Genomic DNA, 13,723 nt, shown 5'->3' with positions numbered 1-13,723 from the left:
CTTTTCACGCCTGTTAGGGTACTATACAGGCATTTTTTTTGCTGAGAAATTATTGTGTCTGTAGCTCTCAATCAGAATCGTTTTGACATCCGTTGGTATGCCTTAAAACGCCCAGCAACCACCGATGCGCCGCGTATCTGGCGTAAATGGCTACTGGACAATGGTTCGCTAACGCAGCGACTTATTCAGGCCAGTAACGGTCATTTTAAGGTTAAGGTTTTGCGTCAAGAGTGGGGACGGCCGAGTCGTGCCGAGGCGCGTGCGCTGAATATTTCAGGCCGGCAAAAAGTGTTAATCCGAGAAGTTCAGTTACTCGGCTATCATCAGCCTTGGGTCTTTGCCCGCACCATTATCCCCGCCTCGACACTCACCGGAAAACAGCGCAAGCTGCACACGCTGGGTTCCCGCTCGCTGGGCAGTGTTTTGTTTCGTGATCCGTCCATGAAACGAAGTCCACTGGAAATCAGTCGTCTAACTTTAAACACCGGCGAAATGACATGGGCGCGCCGCTCGTTGTTCTATCTCGCCAATAAACCGCTGCTGGTTGCCGAGGTTTTCCTGCCGGCACTGCAACAGGTAAACTACCCCAACCAATAAAAACGGATCTTTCATTATGCAATCGGGTACTCACACGTTAAGCCCTGCGAGACAGAAGCTCAAAGCCTGCGGCGAACTGATGCGCATCAGTCGCCCCATCGGCACTTACTTGCTGCTATGGCCGGCTCTATGGGCGTTGTGGATTGCCGCCGAAGGCATCCCATCCATCAAACTACTATTTATCTTTACCCTAGGCACATTCTTAATGCGCTCAGCGGGCTGTGTTATTAATGATTTTGCCGACCGCAATATCGATGGCCATGTGAAGCGTACCGCACAGCGGCCTCTGCCAGCCGGCAGAATCTCGGCCAAAGAAGCCATTCTGCTGTTCATCACCTTATCACTGGCTGCTTTTCTCCTGGTGCTGTTTACCAACTCGATCACCGTCTACTTATCCGTCGGCGGGATTATCCTCGCCTTCTGTTATCCCTTTATGAAACGCTATACTCATCTACCTCAAGTGGTTTTAGGTATGGCTTTTTCATGGGCGGTGCCGATGGCATTCAGTGCTACTCTGGGTGAGGTACCATTGATCAGCTGGCTTATTTATACCGGCGCGGTCATCTGGACCGTGATTTATGACACCATGTATGCCATGGTCGATCGCGATGATGATCTTCGGATCGGGGTTAAATCGACGGCCGTATTATTCGGCGATATGGATAAGCTGATTATTGGCTTATTGCAGCTACTCACACTGATCATTTTGCTGCTACTCGGGGCACAATTACAGCTGAGCATCTGGTTCTACCTCGGTGTCATGGTGATGGCAGGGCTTTTTATCTATCAGCAATACCTCATCAGAGAACGTCAACGAGATGCCTGTTTCAGTGCCTTTCTCAACAACAATTACGCGGGTATGGCGGTATTTATCGGTCTCTTAATCCACTATCAAACAATTTAATGATGCATTCTCTTGCTTAGGCTGGCGCTTTGTCATATTTCTGTAACAGTTTCATCATCTAATATGACCGTCTTAAATACAAAGAAATAAAATGAGGGATTGGTCATGACGTCGGGTAAATGCGTTCTGATTGTGGATGACGAGGCTCCGATTCGCGAGATGATCGCAGTGGCACTCGAAATGGCTGGCTACGACTGTATGGAGGCTGACTCTGCACAGGCGGCTCATCCCATGATCGTTGATCGTAAACCAGATATGGTTTTGCTGGATTGGATGATGCCGGGTATCAGCGGCATTGAGTTTGCGCGTCGCTTGCGCAAAGATGAGATGACATCCGACATTCCCATCATTATGCTCACCGCAAAAACCGATGAAGACAATAAAATTCAAGGTCTGGAAACCGGTATTGATGACTATATTACCAAGCCCTTCTCTCCCCGAGAACTCGTGGCACGCTTGAAAACAGTCCTGCGCCGCACAACACCGAAAGGAATTGAAGAGCCAATAACGATTGATAATCTGACATTGGATCCGGTATCACATCGGGTGAGTTCTGAACTTAAGCCATTAGAACTAGGACCCACAGAGTTTCGCTTACTGCAATTTTTTATGACTCATCAAGATCGCGCCTACACACGTAGTCAGTTGCTGGACCTTGTCTGGGGCGGTAATGTTTATGTCGAAGAGCGTACCGTTGATGTGCATATCCGTCGCCTACGTAAGGCGCTCGGCGAACGCCATGACTACCTGATTCAAACCGTTCGCGGTACGGGTTACCGCTTTTCATCGCAGATAACCTGAGTCTGACGCATGTATAACTCGAGTCATACGATAGTCAGCAATCTCTTACTCACACTGACGGCGGGTTTATTTTTCGGTTTTATCATTGGCTATCCCGGTTGGATCTTAGCATGCACGCTACTTGGCTGGGCCGCCTATCAGATCAAACAATTTAACCGCCTACAGCAGTGGTTGATGCGCATTGAACATACCGATGTTCCCGAAAGCAGAGGCCACTGGGGCGAGCTGTTTGATGAAATATCTAGAGATCAAAAGCGTCAGAAGTTACGCATTCAAGCGTTACGTAATGTGATTCACCGGTTTCAGCAATCATCTGCGGCTCTCAGTGATGCCATTGTGATTATCGATGCCCATAACAATCTAGAGTGGTGGAACCGCGCCGCTGAAAAGCTGCTCGGAATGAAAACCCAAACCGATCGAGGTCGCTCGGTTATCAACCTTCTGCGTGATCCACGTTTTGTTCGCTATTACCGCAAAAACCTCTACGACGATCCGCTGCAACTATCCTCGCCGATACAACACGATATCGTGCTGGAATATCGCATTACCCGTTTTGGTGCCGGTGATCGCATTCTTATCGTACGGGATATCACACGCCTCAAACAACTGGAACAAACGCGTCAGGATTTCGTCGCTAACGCCTCTCATGAACTACGTACACCACTTACGGTTATCCGCGGCTACCTGGAAACCTTTCTCGATCAAGAACTACCAGGGCCATTACAGCGCGGTTTGAGTCAAATGCAAAGCCAATCCCATCGCATGGAGAACCTGGTAGCCGATCTGCTACTGCTATCCCGTTTGGAAACCAGTGCTCATGTCGCCGATGAGCTGCCTATTCCTATCCACTCAATCGCAGCCCGTATTCGAGAAGATGCACTCGCCCTAGGTCAGGATAAAAAGCAGACCATTGAACTGAATCTAGAAGCCAATAGCATCCTCCTAGGGCAAGAATCTGAAGTCTACAGTGCGCTTTCTAATCTGGTCTTCAATGCGGTCCGTTATACCCCGGCAGGCGGCGTGATCAAGTTGCGCTGGTGGACCGATAAACAGGGCGGTCATCTGGCCGTTAAAGATAACGGGCCAGGAATCGATAGTATTCACCTGCCCCGCTTACAAGAACGCTTTTATCGCGTCGATGAAAGCCGTTCATCTGATAGTGGCGGCACCGGTTTGGGTCTCGCGATTGTCAAACACGTGATGTTGCGACATGGCGGAAAGCTCTCGATTAGTAGCCATTTAGGTAAAGGCAGCACGTTTACCTGTCACTTCCCTAGCGAACTCATCGCACCGACTCCCACAAAAGAAACCGAAGCAGACTAAGCCTCACGGATATATCTTTAGCGTGACTATGAAACCAAAAAATGCACTCGAAAGTACGTTTTTAGCTGACCGATAAGGGATTACCGGTTATTCCTGATCATCGCTCTTTCAAGCGCCCCTGAGTCGTCAATCCACTCAGATCGATATCGCTACCATCGGTATACTCTTCCACCCAATAAATCGTTGCACCCACCACCGCTGCCGGCATCAATAAAAGGTTAAGTAGTGGAATCATCATGCCCAATGAGATCAACCCGCCGAATCCTACCGAGGTCAGTCGACGCTGCTTGAGAGAATCTTTCATATCCCGAAAACTAATCTTGTTATTATCCATCGGGTAATCACAATACTGTATTGCCATCATCCAACAACCAAACAGGAACAACAAAATAGGTGCAATCATACCCACGACCGGAATAAAGGCCAGTAGGATCAGCAGCAATAAGCGCGGCAGATAGTAGACTAGTTTAGATAATTCACGCGCGATCGTACGCGGGATTAATGCCACAATCTCCTTCCAACCAGAATCCGTCAACGTCACGCCGCGTAAGCGTTGCTCGACCTTCTCGGATAAAATACCGTTAAAAGGCGCGGCGATAATATTCGCCACCACACTAAAGCTGTAATACACCACGATCAGCACTAATATGGCAATAAATGGCCATAAAATATAACGTATGAACTGCAGCCAATCCCAATCCGGCAAGATAGCGCTCAAGAGATACTCAATCCAATATCCCATTTGATCAAACAGCAACCAGATAGCACCGGTAAAAATAAAAATATTGATTATCAAAGGCACTATCACAAAATGTCGAATGCCTTTTTCTGGCAACATCGCCAGACCACGCAATAGATAGTTCGCGCCGCGTAACGGGTTTCCTTTCATCTTTCCCTCAATTCATTAGTCCGCTGGGTCAGGCAAAAAAGTGATTATAAAAACGCACCACCACCGCCAACAACATCATCGACAAACCAATCCGATTAATCATAAACTCTCGTTTGGTAAAATTGATCGTTGCCTGCCAGAAGATCAGTATCGATTTCACATCACTGGTTCGCAGAACATAGAGTATCAGTGACACCAGAAAGACACCAAGCCCCACCATCATTAACAGCTGTTCTAACATCACCAGAGTCATTTGCTTATCACCATTCGTTATTCTTTAGGATGCTAAGATTAACAGAAATAGGCTGCATTAGTGGTGGCTTTAGCCTATAACTTTATGTGAAGACAAACACCTTTCACGCACATCGCTTACTTGTTACTCACCGGAGTTTCTTATGCATACGATATCAATACATCAGTTTGGCGGCCTTGATGAGCTGATTTACAGTAAACAATCCAGACCGCAGCTCGGTCCTGGCGAAGTATTGGTAAAGACCGCCGCAGCCGGAGTTAATCCAATTGACTGGAAGACTTGCTCTGGTGGGGGTGCGAGTCAATTTATTACAGACATGCCGTTTATTCCCGGCTGGGAGTTCTCGGGCCTCGTTGCCGACCCTGGAGACACCGATTTTAAGCTCAATGAAGCCGTCTTTGGTATGATTCGCTTTCCTCAACCCGCAGGCTGTTATGCTGAATATATCGCCGCCCCAGCAGAGCAGATAGCTCGCTTAGCCGATGCGGCCGATCTAACGGCCGCCGGAGGCCTACCGACAGCCAGCCTCACCGCTTGGCAAGCGCTATTTGAGAAAGGCGAATTAAAAGCGGGGCAACAGGTGTTGATTCTGGGCGCCGCCGGTGGTGTCGGTCATCTCGCGGTACAGCTAGCCAAATGGGCTGGCGCCCATGTTTCTGGCACGGCCTCACTACATAATCATGAATTTCTTGCGACGCTCGGCTGTGAACACGCCATTGATTATCGTCATCAAAGCCTGAGTGAATACACCAATAGCATGGATCTGATTATCGATTGTGTCGGCGGCGATACCGGCATTGAAGCGCTTCCCTGTCTCAAACCCGAGGGTATTTTGGTCACCCTACCCTCGGTCACTAAAGATCAAGTCATCGCCGCGGGGCTGGCTCAACGACGCCGCGTAGAAGCGATTCGTTGTGAGCCATCGGCACAACAACTGCGTCAAATTAGCGAGTTAGTCGCCGATGAGCAGCTTAAACTCCACATCGGTGAGACGTTTCCTCTCGAAAAAGCTGCTGAAGCCTTTTCCCTTAGCATGAGTGGGCATGTCTGTGGCAAATTGATTCTCACCTTCTGATCGCAACAGGCTATCGTGGTTAAGGCCACCTTAGCCGGATTTTTCAGCGCTACAGAGTTGTTGCTGTTGACGCACAATTAAACGACAACCCTTGGCTAATAAACCCAGTGCGGTGCAACGATCTTTAACCCAGGCTTTATCATCCTCGGTTGGCGTTTCATGGTAAGCAGGCATCCCGTCACAAGCCTCTGCGGAAGGCTGACTATGCTGCCAGCAGGCTTTAAAAAACATGCCGCCACCCACGGTACAGCGATATTCAGAGTCATTACAGTGCTCAACCCGTTGCAACGCCAGAGACACGCAACCTTGCTGATCGGTTTGCTCCCCCGCCGCCATACCCGCTTGACGTTGCTGATTCACCATCATCTGATGCTCTTTATTCCAGCCTGCCAACCACTCAGGAGCATTCAACCAGGTATAATAAACACCAACAATCATCGCCAGTGACAGCCCCAGCCAAAAACGTCGTTTCATGCTCAACCCTTTTATTCAACGCTTACGGACGTAAAGTCCAATCAGACAACAGATAAAACCAGCCGCCGAGGCCAGCATGGTTAAATTAACAAACAGAGGATGGCGCAGCGCAAAAGGCACAAACGGGTGCTTGTTCTTCATATCACACGCGGATGCTTGATAGTCAAATGAACCGCCTGCGGCTACACACTCATTCACATCGCTCAGCTCCAACCAGAACCCCGCCATCAATACCACACCGGGGAGCACCAACAATAATAAGCCGAGTCGTATCATTACCCTTCACTCACCCCAATATTACTGATGCCATCATTCGCAGCGAGTGTCTTTAAATCTTTTATTAGCCCATTGCTTGGATGCTTAACCCCCGTCAAACAACGAATCACCTCGGCTTGAAAACGCTCCTCTTGCAGCATCATCTCGTGATCATTGATATAACGAAGTAACTCTTCATCGGACATATCGGTATCGGCGGTCACTTCAATATACGTTGCCACACACTCCAGTGACAGATTACCCACATTCGCGGCTTCTGTGCGGTTAGGTTCTAACAAGCAATTGATCGTTGAATACAACGCGACCATGGCATCCAACGCAGGAGAGGCGCCATACATGTCAAACACATCGAGATCAGGCATATTAGCTTCGACATTGACTTGCTGAACTTCAAAGTTCATCGTCGCACCGGTATTACTCAACTTGTTCCATACACCATCGATAATACTGCGAATCTGATGCCGATCACCAAAATCGAGTAAGCTTGAAAATAGCGCAAAATTTGGCAACATACGCTCAGTAACCGCAACCGAAAAAGCGCTCAACTGCCAACCATCGAGTGCCTTCAGCTCATTCTCGAGCAACCATTGTGACATCAGATAAACTCCCGAACTATATTTTCTCCTATTGTACAGCGCAGAAATCATTTTGCAGCTGTAATACAAGATTGACCAAATTCCTAGATTAAACCGCGTTTATCGCGGTTCTCGTGTACTTTTCATCTAATTCACGCTGTCTTTTTATTGTATACTTCCCCGCTGAAATTCAAGCTCCTAGCGGAAGATGAACCATGAATGTCAAAAATCCTCTCGCGACCCTCGTAAAAGGACTCGATTGCTTCAGTGAATGGACCGGGCGTAGCATTGCCTGGCTGACTTTGCTGATGGTACTCGTTACCTTTACTGTCGTAGTAATGCGTTATGTTTTAAATATCGGCAATGTTCAATTACAAGAATCCATTATCTATATGCATAGTTTTGTCTTCCTTCTTGGGGCAGGCTATACACTCAAACATGACGGCCATGTTCGCGTCGATATTTTTTATCGACCCTTGAGTGAACGCGGCAAAGCCATCATCAATCTGATCGGCATTTTAATATTGCTATTACCCGTGTCAGTGTTTATTTTATGGATCTCTTGGGATTACGTCATCTTCTCATGGCATACCCTGGAAGGCTCGCAAGAAGCCGGCGGTATCGAAGCCATCTATCTCTTAAAGACCTCATTATTAGTGATGCCCGTACTCATGATTCTGCAAGGTATCGCAGAGCTCGGTCGTAATATTCTCGTCTTAGCCGGACAGGCACATCTGATTGAAGAGGACTCTCAGGAGCATCCCGTATGATTGAACTTCTCCCACTACTGCTGTTTTTAGGCGCTATCTTTGTCTTGCTACTCGGCTATTCCGTTGCTTATTCTCTGGCGGGCACCGGCCTTATTTTTGCCGCTATTGGTATCATGACCGGTCACTTCGAAGCGAGCTTCCTTGAGGCCGTGCCAAATCGTTTGTTTGGCATTATGAATAACTCCGTCTTGATCGCGGTCCCCCTGTTTGTCTTCATGGGCGTGATGCTAGAAAAATCTAAAATTGCGGAAGAACTGCTCGATACGATGGCCATACTATTTGGTCCCGTTCGCGGCGGCTTAGGCATATCCGTCACCATTGTCGGTATGTTACTGGCCGCCAGTACCGGCATCGTTGGCGCAACGGTTGTCACCATGGGGTTGCTCTCTTTACCCACCATGCTGCGCCGTGGCTATGATCCCGGCGTTGCCACAGGCACGATCTGTGCCTCGGGCACTCTCGGGCAGATCATCCCGCCTTCCATTGTGTTGGTCTTACTCGGTGATGTTATCTCCTCGGCCTATCAGCAAGCACAACTTGAGCAGGGTATTTATTCACCTAAAACCGTCACGGTGGGCGATCTATTCCTTGGCGCACTCCTCCCCGGTCTACTGTTGGTCAGTGCTTATATTGGCTATTTGATTTTTAAAGCCATCTTCCATCCGGCGACAGTTCCTGCCATTCCCAAAGAAGAGCGGGATGCCATGGACAATCTGTTTCAGCGCGTTATCTTTGCGCTACTGCCGCCCATCTTTTTGGTTGGCTTAGTACTCGGCTCGATTCTGGGCGGCTGGGCAACACCGACAGAAGCGGCATCCGTGGGTGCACTCGGCGCCATCATCTTAGCGATGGCGCGTCGTTGCTTCACCTTACAGATTCTGAAAGAGGTCATGCGCTCGACAACTCAAGTGAGTTCAATGGTGTTTATCATCCTGGTCGGAGCCTCGATCTTCTCACTGGTATTCCGAGGGTTTGGCGGCGATGATCTGGTGCGTAACTTCCTTACAGACTTACCCGGTGGCGTATTTGGCGCCGTCGCACTAGTCATGCTGGTGATTTTCTTGCTTGGCTTCTTTCTTGATTTCATCGAGATCACCTTTGTGGTTGTGCCCATTGTAGCTCCCATACTCCTCGCCATGGGACTCGACCCAATTTGGCTTGGCGTTATGATCGCACTGAACCTGCAGACCTCATTCCTCACGCCGCCATTTGGCTTTGCACTGTTTTATCTTCGAGGCGTGGCACCGGAAAGTATTTCCACCATGCAGATCTATAAAGGCGTTATTCCCTTTATTATGATTCAACTCGTCGCCCTGTTGGCGCTAGCACAATGGCCTGCGCTAGCAACGTGGTTACCGCATCTCGTCTACGGTTAAACCCAACAAAATTGAACGATAAAATTGAACGACAAAAAAACCCGCACTTGGCGGGTTTTTTATCGTCCTCAGTGAACACCTAGCGGTGTCAATCGACTTTACATTGAGCGAGCGTTTAGATAAGCCTGTTCAGAGATCGCATGCCATTTAATCGATTCCTCTCGGAATTTCACAAACGAATCATAGACTTTTTGTGACAGAGGGTCTTTCGCTGCTTCTTCAGCAACAACCTCAGCCGATAGGCTGCGCAGTTCTTTGAGTACATCATCTGGGAACTGACGCAACTGAACGCCCTCATCATTCACCAACTGCTGCAGCGCCTGATTATTCTTCGCGGTGAAATCAGCCAACATATTTTGGTTAGCGATGCGCAACGCGCTACGTACAATCAACTGAAGATCAGCCGGCAGTTTTTCGAAAGCGTCTTTATTGATAAAGCATTCCTGAGCGGTACCAGGCTCATGCCAACCCGGGTAATAGTAAAACTTAGTCGCTTTATGCAGGCCAAATGCTAGATCATTATAAGGACCCACCCACTCGGTCGCATCGATCGCCCCAGATTGCAGAGAAGAGAAAATCTCACCGCCTGAGAGTAATACCGGTGTACCACCCGCACGCTTAAGTACTTCACCACCGAGTCCAGGTATGCGCATTTTCAGACCCTTAAGGTCTTCAACATTATTGATTTCACGATTAAACCAGCCACCCATCTGTACGCCAGTGTTACCCGCAGCACCTGGAATCAAGTTAAACTCAGCATAGACTTCTTCCCACAGCTCCATACCGCCGCCTTGATACAACCAAGCGTTCATCTCCTGAGCCGTCAGGCCAAACGGAACCGCAGAAAAGAACTGCGCCGCTCGGGTTTTACCTTTCCAATAGTAAGAAGCGCCATGCCCCATTTCGGCAGTACCACGTGAAACGGCATCAAAAATTTCCAACGCCCCCACCAGCTCATTTGCGCCATACACTTTTACTTTAATGCGGCCACCAGACATCTGACCGATCAATTCAGCCAGCTCATTGGCACCCGTTCCCAAAACGGGGAAGTTTTTTGGCCAAGCGGTCACCATTTTCCATTCAACGGTTTCCGGTTTGTCCGGCATAGCCCCAGCGGCGGGCTGTGCACAATCAGCGGCCACTGTTTCTTTCTCTTCTGTACAGGCAGCTAAACCTGCAGCAGCGACCCCTAAACCGAGGACTTTGACAATATCACGACGTTTCACAAGGCTTCTCCAAATTCGTCATTGTAACGCTGTTTCTATCTAGTATTATTGTATGTTTTTTTTATCAACACCTGAACATAGCATCAAGTTATAATTGCCGCAATTTCAATGTGTAAGCCGGCCTCTATTGATCAATTATTAACCACAAAAAGCCTACGCATTTATTCTATTAAGATAAATTACTGATATACTCTTGCCGTTATGCCTAATCTGAAAACGGAAATCAGCTTGCAGTCGCTCAATCTACTTAAATCTATCGCCGATGCGAAACCCAATCTGCGTAAATCAGAACAAAAAGTTGCTGATTATGTCTTGGAAAATCCTTCCGATGTCATTCATATGCGAATTGTCGATCTTGCATCTGAAGCGAATGTGAGCGAGCCAACCGTTGTCCGTTTTTGCCGTGCGCTTAACTATGATGGCTTTCAAGATTTCAAGCTGACTTTAGCGCAAGGGCTTGCTAGCAATGCTAACTTCGAGCAGTTCTCCCTTAACTCTAAGGATACTGTGAGTGAGTTTAAGCAAAAGATTTTCGACTCAACGGTCGGCAATATGATGCGCGTTAGAGAGGAACTCGATGCGAATACTTTGGAAGATGCCATTGATGCGATTGCCAGCACCAATCGCTTAGAGTTGTATGGCTTCGGCGCATCAGCTCCCGTGTGTAATGATGCGCAACATAAGTTTCATCGTCTGAAAATTGCCGCCTCCGCTTATTCCGATCCGCATATGCAGATGATCTCAGCGACCACACTTACAGAACGGGATGTGGTCATCGCTATCTCTCAGACCGGCCGTACCAAAGACCTACTACACGCGGTCAAACTGGTGAAGGATGCGGGAGTCACCGTTATCACCCTCTGCCCGAGTAATACTCCTCTATCCGATCTCGCCAGCATTGCGATTCATATCGATCTTGAAGAAGACAAAGACCTCAGCACCTTGATGTCATCCCGTGTGGTCCATCTCGTGGTCATTGATGTACTAGCGGTTGGCGTGGCCATGAAACTAGGGCCGGGTCTGCTTGATCATCTGAAAACAATCAAACGCAGTCTAAAAAGCTTACGTCAGAACGATAAACGGCTACCTTTACGTAAACCAGAAGTATAAACCTGCTTTTTCCTCTTTTTGTCACATTTCTACATCAAGATTAACCTCTGTTAGCGCCGCTGCTACGGCTTATTACAGATTGAAGTTCTCTTTTTAATATTGTAAAAAAGAGATTCCCTGTTAATCAACGATGTTAAACGGACAGTTAGCTCATCAGATGATACAGCGATCGGGTGAGCTTGACAGAAGGTGTAGGAGTCAATGCTATGCTTATACGGAAAGATCAAGATCTAAACGAAATCCAAACAACAGTCTTCGATATCATCATCGGTATTGATGAACATGAACAGCAGGCTAAACAGCAAAGAGTACGTCAGAAAAGTTTATCGGTAAGACGCGCTATTGAAGATCGCAAACAGCGAAAAGAGCTCGAATATCAAATTAATGATGAACGTTGGTTTGATGATCTCGAAGATGATCACTAAGCGAGTCAGCTAAAAAGCCTGTCACGCGAAAACAGGCTTTACAGACACTCAACCTGACTAGAGATCAGGATAGAGCACATCTAAGGGTACTGAGCGACCACTGTCGACCACTATCGCAGCATGCTTACGGCTTAACTTCCGTGGCTCAGGCACGCCACAGGAATGCGCGATCATTTCGACCTCTTTCACCAAGTTGTTATGATAGTGAGTCACTCTTTTCGCTTTATCCTCTGGCACCAAGCCTCGTTGTAAGTTTTTATTATGCGTGGTGATGCCTGTCGGGCAGGTATTTTTATTACATTGCAGCGCTTGAATACAACCCAAGGCGAACATAAACCCCCTTGCACTGACACAGAAATCAGCCCCCATACACAATGCGGCTGCGACATCCGTTGGATTAATACATTTACCCGAAGCAATCACCCGAATACGCTCTCGAAGACCATGCTTAATCAGTTGATTAACCAATATAGGTAGGCTTTCCCGCAACGGTAACCCGACGCTGTCCATCAGCGGCATCGGTGCGGCACCGGTGCCACCATCACTACTATCGAGGGTAATAAAATCGGGCGCCTGCTCAATGCCTCGCATCACCACCCGCTGACAAAACTCATCTAGCCAATCGATTGAGCCTAACACTAGCTTAAAGCCAACCGGCTTACCGGTAACTTCACGAATATGACTAATCATATCCAGCAAATCATCGGCGGAATTGACCTCAACATGTCGATTCGGGCTAATCGACGCAATACCTTCCGCTATACCGCGAATAGCGCCGATTTCAGCCGTGACTTTTTCGCCGGGTAACATCCCCCCTTTACCGGGTTTGGCCCCCTGACTTAACTTAATCTCGAACATCTTGACCTGTTTATAGGCCGCTTTATCCCTTAATTTATCATCACTCAACAGACCACGTTCATTACGCACGCCATATTTAGCGGTACCGATCTGACACACAAGATCGGCTCCCCCTTCGAGATGATAAGGTGATATCCCGCCTTCACCAGTATTCATCCAGCAGCCCGCTTCCCGCGCACCATTGGATAGCGCTCTAATCGCCGGCTTTGAAATCGCGCCGAAGCTCATGCCCGATATATTAAAAAAGGATTTAGCCGCGTATGGCTCACGACAAAAGGGGCCGATCTCCAAGGGCTGATTTTTTACCGCATCTTCTTCCAGGGTCGGAAAAGGACAGTTCAAAAAGTAGTAGGTTCCTGGCGAGCGAAGATCACGGGTAGACCCAAACGCGATGGTATTATCAATATCCTTAGCCGCCCGATAACACCAGCTACGCTGCGCCCGATTAAACGGCATCTCTTCACGATCCATAGCGAAGAAATACTGCCGAAAAAACTCGCCTAAGTGTTCAAACACATAACGAAAACGGCCAAATAAAGGGTAGTTTCGACGAATGGTCTGCTGTGTCTGATGTTTATCTATTTGATAAACAATCAGTGCCGTAATCACCGCCCCTATAAACACCAACAACAGAATACCGCCCAAGATGGCAACGAAATTAATCGCAAAGCTGCTGAGGGAATCTATCATGTTCGCACTCCTTGTTATTGTTTGTCACAGAGCAAAAATCTTAACACGCATCCTATCCTGTTATAGCGATATTGCCTACGAGCAATTTGTTGCGACAAGGC

Annotated in this window: 16 protein-coding genes; 9 read left to right on the top strand and 7 right to left on the bottom strand. The window is 48.1% G+C overall.

Annotated features, from left to right (window positions below):
* Positions 1-54 precede the first annotated feature (54 nt).
* From Q4488_RS03445 to phoR, 4 genes are all read left to right on the top strand, one after another.
* Positions 55-597 carry a chorismate lyase gene (locus Q4488_RS03445; protein ID WP_303579060.1) on the top strand — a complete coding sequence of 181 codons (543 nt, stop codon included), beginning with the start codon at positions 55-57 and terminating at the stop codon, positions 595-597.
* 16 nt (positions 598-613) lie between these two features.
* Positions 614-1,501, top strand: coding sequence for a 4-hydroxybenzoate octaprenyltransferase (gene ubiA, locus Q4488_RS03440; protein ID WP_303579059.1), 888 nt, complete (start codon positions 614-616; stop codon positions 1,499-1,501).
* Positions 1,502-1,606: 105 nt separating this feature from the next.
* Positions 1,607-2,302 carry a phosphate regulon transcriptional regulator PhoB gene (phoB, locus tag Q4488_RS03435; protein ID WP_303579058.1) on the top strand — a complete coding sequence of 232 codons (696 nt, stop codon included), beginning with the start codon at positions 1,607-1,609 and terminating at the stop codon, positions 2,300-2,302.
* A 9-nt stretch (positions 2,303-2,311) separates the two neighbouring features.
* A complete protein-coding gene (phoR, locus tag Q4488_RS03430; protein WP_303579057.1) occupies positions 2,312-3,625 on the top strand; it encodes a phosphate regulon sensor histidine kinase PhoR in 1,314 nt (437 codons plus the stop codon).
* Between the two features lie 97 nt (positions 3,626-3,722).
* On the opposite strand, the gene cysZ is transcribed toward phoR, so the two are convergent.
* Complete coding sequence (gene cysZ, locus Q4488_RS03425) at positions 3,723-4,514, bottom strand: sulfate transporter CysZ (RefSeq protein WP_303579056.1); 792 nt, start codon at positions 4,512-4,514, stop codon at positions 3,723-3,725.
* Positions 4,515-4,542: 28 nt separating this feature from the next.
* On the bottom strand, positions 4,543-4,767 hold the full coding sequence (locus tag Q4488_RS03420; RefSeq protein WP_303579055.1) for a hypothetical protein: 225 nt from the start codon (positions 4,765-4,767) through the stop codon (positions 4,543-4,545).
* A 142-nt stretch (positions 4,768-4,909) separates the two neighbouring features.
* On the opposite strand from Q4488_RS03420, the gene Q4488_RS03415 reads away from it, so the two are divergent.
* On the top strand, positions 4,910-5,842 hold the full coding sequence (locus Q4488_RS03415) for an NADP-dependent oxidoreductase (protein WP_303579054.1): 933 nt from the start codon (positions 4,910-4,912) through the stop codon (positions 5,840-5,842).
* A 30-nt stretch (positions 5,843-5,872) separates the two neighbouring features.
* Here the strand turns inward: Q4488_RS03415 and Q4488_RS03410 are convergent, their stop codons facing one another.
* The 3 genes from Q4488_RS03410 to Q4488_RS03400 are packed head-to-tail and all read right to left on the bottom strand — an operon-like array spanning position 5,873 to position 7,188.
* Positions 5,873-6,316: a hypothetical protein gene (locus tag Q4488_RS03410; RefSeq protein WP_303579053.1), complete on the bottom strand. Its 444-nt coding sequence runs from the start codon at positions 6,314-6,316 to the stop codon at positions 5,873-5,875.
* Between the two features lie 15 nt (positions 6,317-6,331).
* Positions 6,332-6,592 (bottom strand): hypothetical protein, encoded by a 261-nt coding sequence (locus tag Q4488_RS03405; protein WP_303579052.1) that lies wholly within the window; start codon positions 6,590-6,592, stop codon positions 6,332-6,334.
* On the bottom strand, positions 6,592-7,188 hold the full coding sequence (locus Q4488_RS03400) for a YjaG family protein (protein WP_303579051.1): 597 nt from the start codon (positions 7,186-7,188) through the stop codon (positions 6,592-6,594). Before Q4488_RS03400 ends, Q4488_RS03405 begins: the two co-directional genes overlap by 1 nt.
* Positions 7,189-7,382: 194 nt before the next feature.
* Here Q4488_RS03400 and Q4488_RS03395 point away from each other — a divergent pair, with 194 nt between their 5' ends.
* Positions 7,383-7,937, top strand: coding sequence for a TRAP transporter small permease subunit (locus Q4488_RS03395; protein WP_303579050.1), 555 nt, complete (start codon positions 7,383-7,385; stop codon positions 7,935-7,937).
* Entirely contained in the window at positions 7,934-9,313 is a 1,380-nt protein-coding gene (locus Q4488_RS03390; protein ID WP_303579049.1) for a TRAP transporter large permease subunit, read from the top strand. Before Q4488_RS03395 ends, Q4488_RS03390 begins: the two co-directional genes overlap by 4 nt.
* 98 nt (positions 9,314-9,411) lie before the next feature.
* Here the strand turns inward: Q4488_RS03390 and Q4488_RS03385 are convergent, their stop codons facing one another.
* On the bottom strand, positions 9,412-10,539 hold the full coding sequence (locus Q4488_RS03385; RefSeq protein WP_303579048.1) for a TRAP transporter substrate-binding protein: 1,128 nt from the start codon (positions 10,537-10,539) through the stop codon (positions 9,412-9,414).
* Between the two features lie 228 nt (positions 10,540-10,767).
* Here Q4488_RS03385 and Q4488_RS03380 point away from each other — a divergent pair, with 228 nt between their 5' ends.
* The gene (locus tag Q4488_RS03380; protein WP_303579047.1) at positions 10,768-11,649 is read left to right on the top strand and encodes a MurR/RpiR family transcriptional regulator; all 882 of its coding nucleotides are present in this window, start codon (positions 10,768-10,770) and stop codon (positions 11,647-11,649) included.
* Between the two features lie 206 nt (positions 11,650-11,855).
* Positions 11,856-12,074, top strand: a complete 219-nt coding sequence (locus tag Q4488_RS03375) for a PA3496 family putative envelope integrity protein (protein WP_303579046.1) — start codon at positions 11,856-11,858, stop codon at positions 12,072-12,074.
* 57 nt (positions 12,075-12,131) lie between these two features.
* Here the strand turns inward: Q4488_RS03375 and Q4488_RS03370 are convergent, their stop codons facing one another.
* Positions 12,132-13,622, bottom strand: coding sequence for an FMN-binding glutamate synthase family protein (locus tag Q4488_RS03370; protein WP_303579045.1), 1,491 nt, complete (start codon positions 13,620-13,622; stop codon positions 12,132-12,134).
* Between the last annotated feature and the right edge of the window lie 101 nt (positions 13,623-13,723).

This window comes from Amphritea sp. 1_MG-2023, assembly GCF_030547545.1.
Taxonomy (GTDB): Bacteria; Pseudomonadota; Gammaproteobacteria; order Pseudomonadales; family Balneatricaceae; genus Amphritea.
The sequence above is the reverse complement of the archived record's forward strand: the minus strand, read 5'-3'. Positions and strand labels throughout refer to the sequence as shown.

What these genes read in the sequence shown, in the direction of transcription:
- cysZ (WP_303579056.1), bottom strand. Translation starts at nt 4,514, where the DNA reads ATGAAAGGAAACCCGTTACGCGGCGCGAACTATCTATTGCGTGGTCTG.
- Q4488_RS03405 (WP_303579052.1), bottom strand. Translation starts at nt 6,592, where the DNA reads ATGATACGACTCGGCTTATTATTGTTGGTGCTCCCCGGTGTGGTATTG.
- Q4488_RS03375 (WP_303579046.1), top strand. Translation starts at nt 11,856, where the DNA reads ATGCTTATACGGAAAGATCAAGATCTAAACGAAATCCAAACAACAGTC.
- phoR (WP_303579057.1), top strand. Translation starts at nt 2,312, where the DNA reads ATGTATAACTCGAGTCATACGATAGTCAGCAATCTCTTACTCACACTG.
- ubiA (WP_303579059.1), top strand. Translation starts at nt 614, where the DNA reads ATGCAATCGGGTACTCACACGTTAAGCCCTGCGAGACAGAAGCTCAAA.
- Q4488_RS03415 (WP_303579054.1), top strand. Translation starts at nt 4,910, where the DNA reads ATGCATACGATATCAATACATCAGTTTGGCGGCCTTGATGAGCTGATT.
- Q4488_RS03420 (WP_303579055.1), bottom strand. Translation starts at nt 4,767, where the DNA reads ATGACTCTGGTGATGTTAGAACAGCTGTTAATGATGGTGGGGCTTGGT.
- Q4488_RS03390 (WP_303579049.1), top strand. Translation starts at nt 7,934, where the DNA reads ATGATTGAACTTCTCCCACTACTGCTGTTTTTAGGCGCTATCTTTGTC.
- phoB (WP_303579058.1), top strand. Translation starts at nt 1,607, where the DNA reads ATGACGTCGGGTAAATGCGTTCTGATTGTGGATGACGAGGCTCCGATT.
- Q4488_RS03395 (WP_303579050.1), top strand. Translation starts at nt 7,383, where the DNA reads ATGAATGTCAAAAATCCTCTCGCGACCCTCGTAAAAGGACTCGATTGC.
- Q4488_RS03400 (WP_303579051.1), bottom strand. Translation starts at nt 7,188, where the DNA reads ATGTCACAATGGTTGCTCGAGAATGAGCTGAAGGCACTCGATGGTTGG.
- Q4488_RS03410 (WP_303579053.1), bottom strand. Translation starts at nt 6,316, where the DNA reads ATGAAACGACGTTTTTGGCTGGGGCTGTCACTGGCGATGATTGTTGGT.
- Q4488_RS03370 (WP_303579045.1), bottom strand. Translation starts at nt 13,622, where the DNA reads ATGATAGATTCCCTCAGCAGCTTTGCGATTAATTTCGTTGCCATCTTG.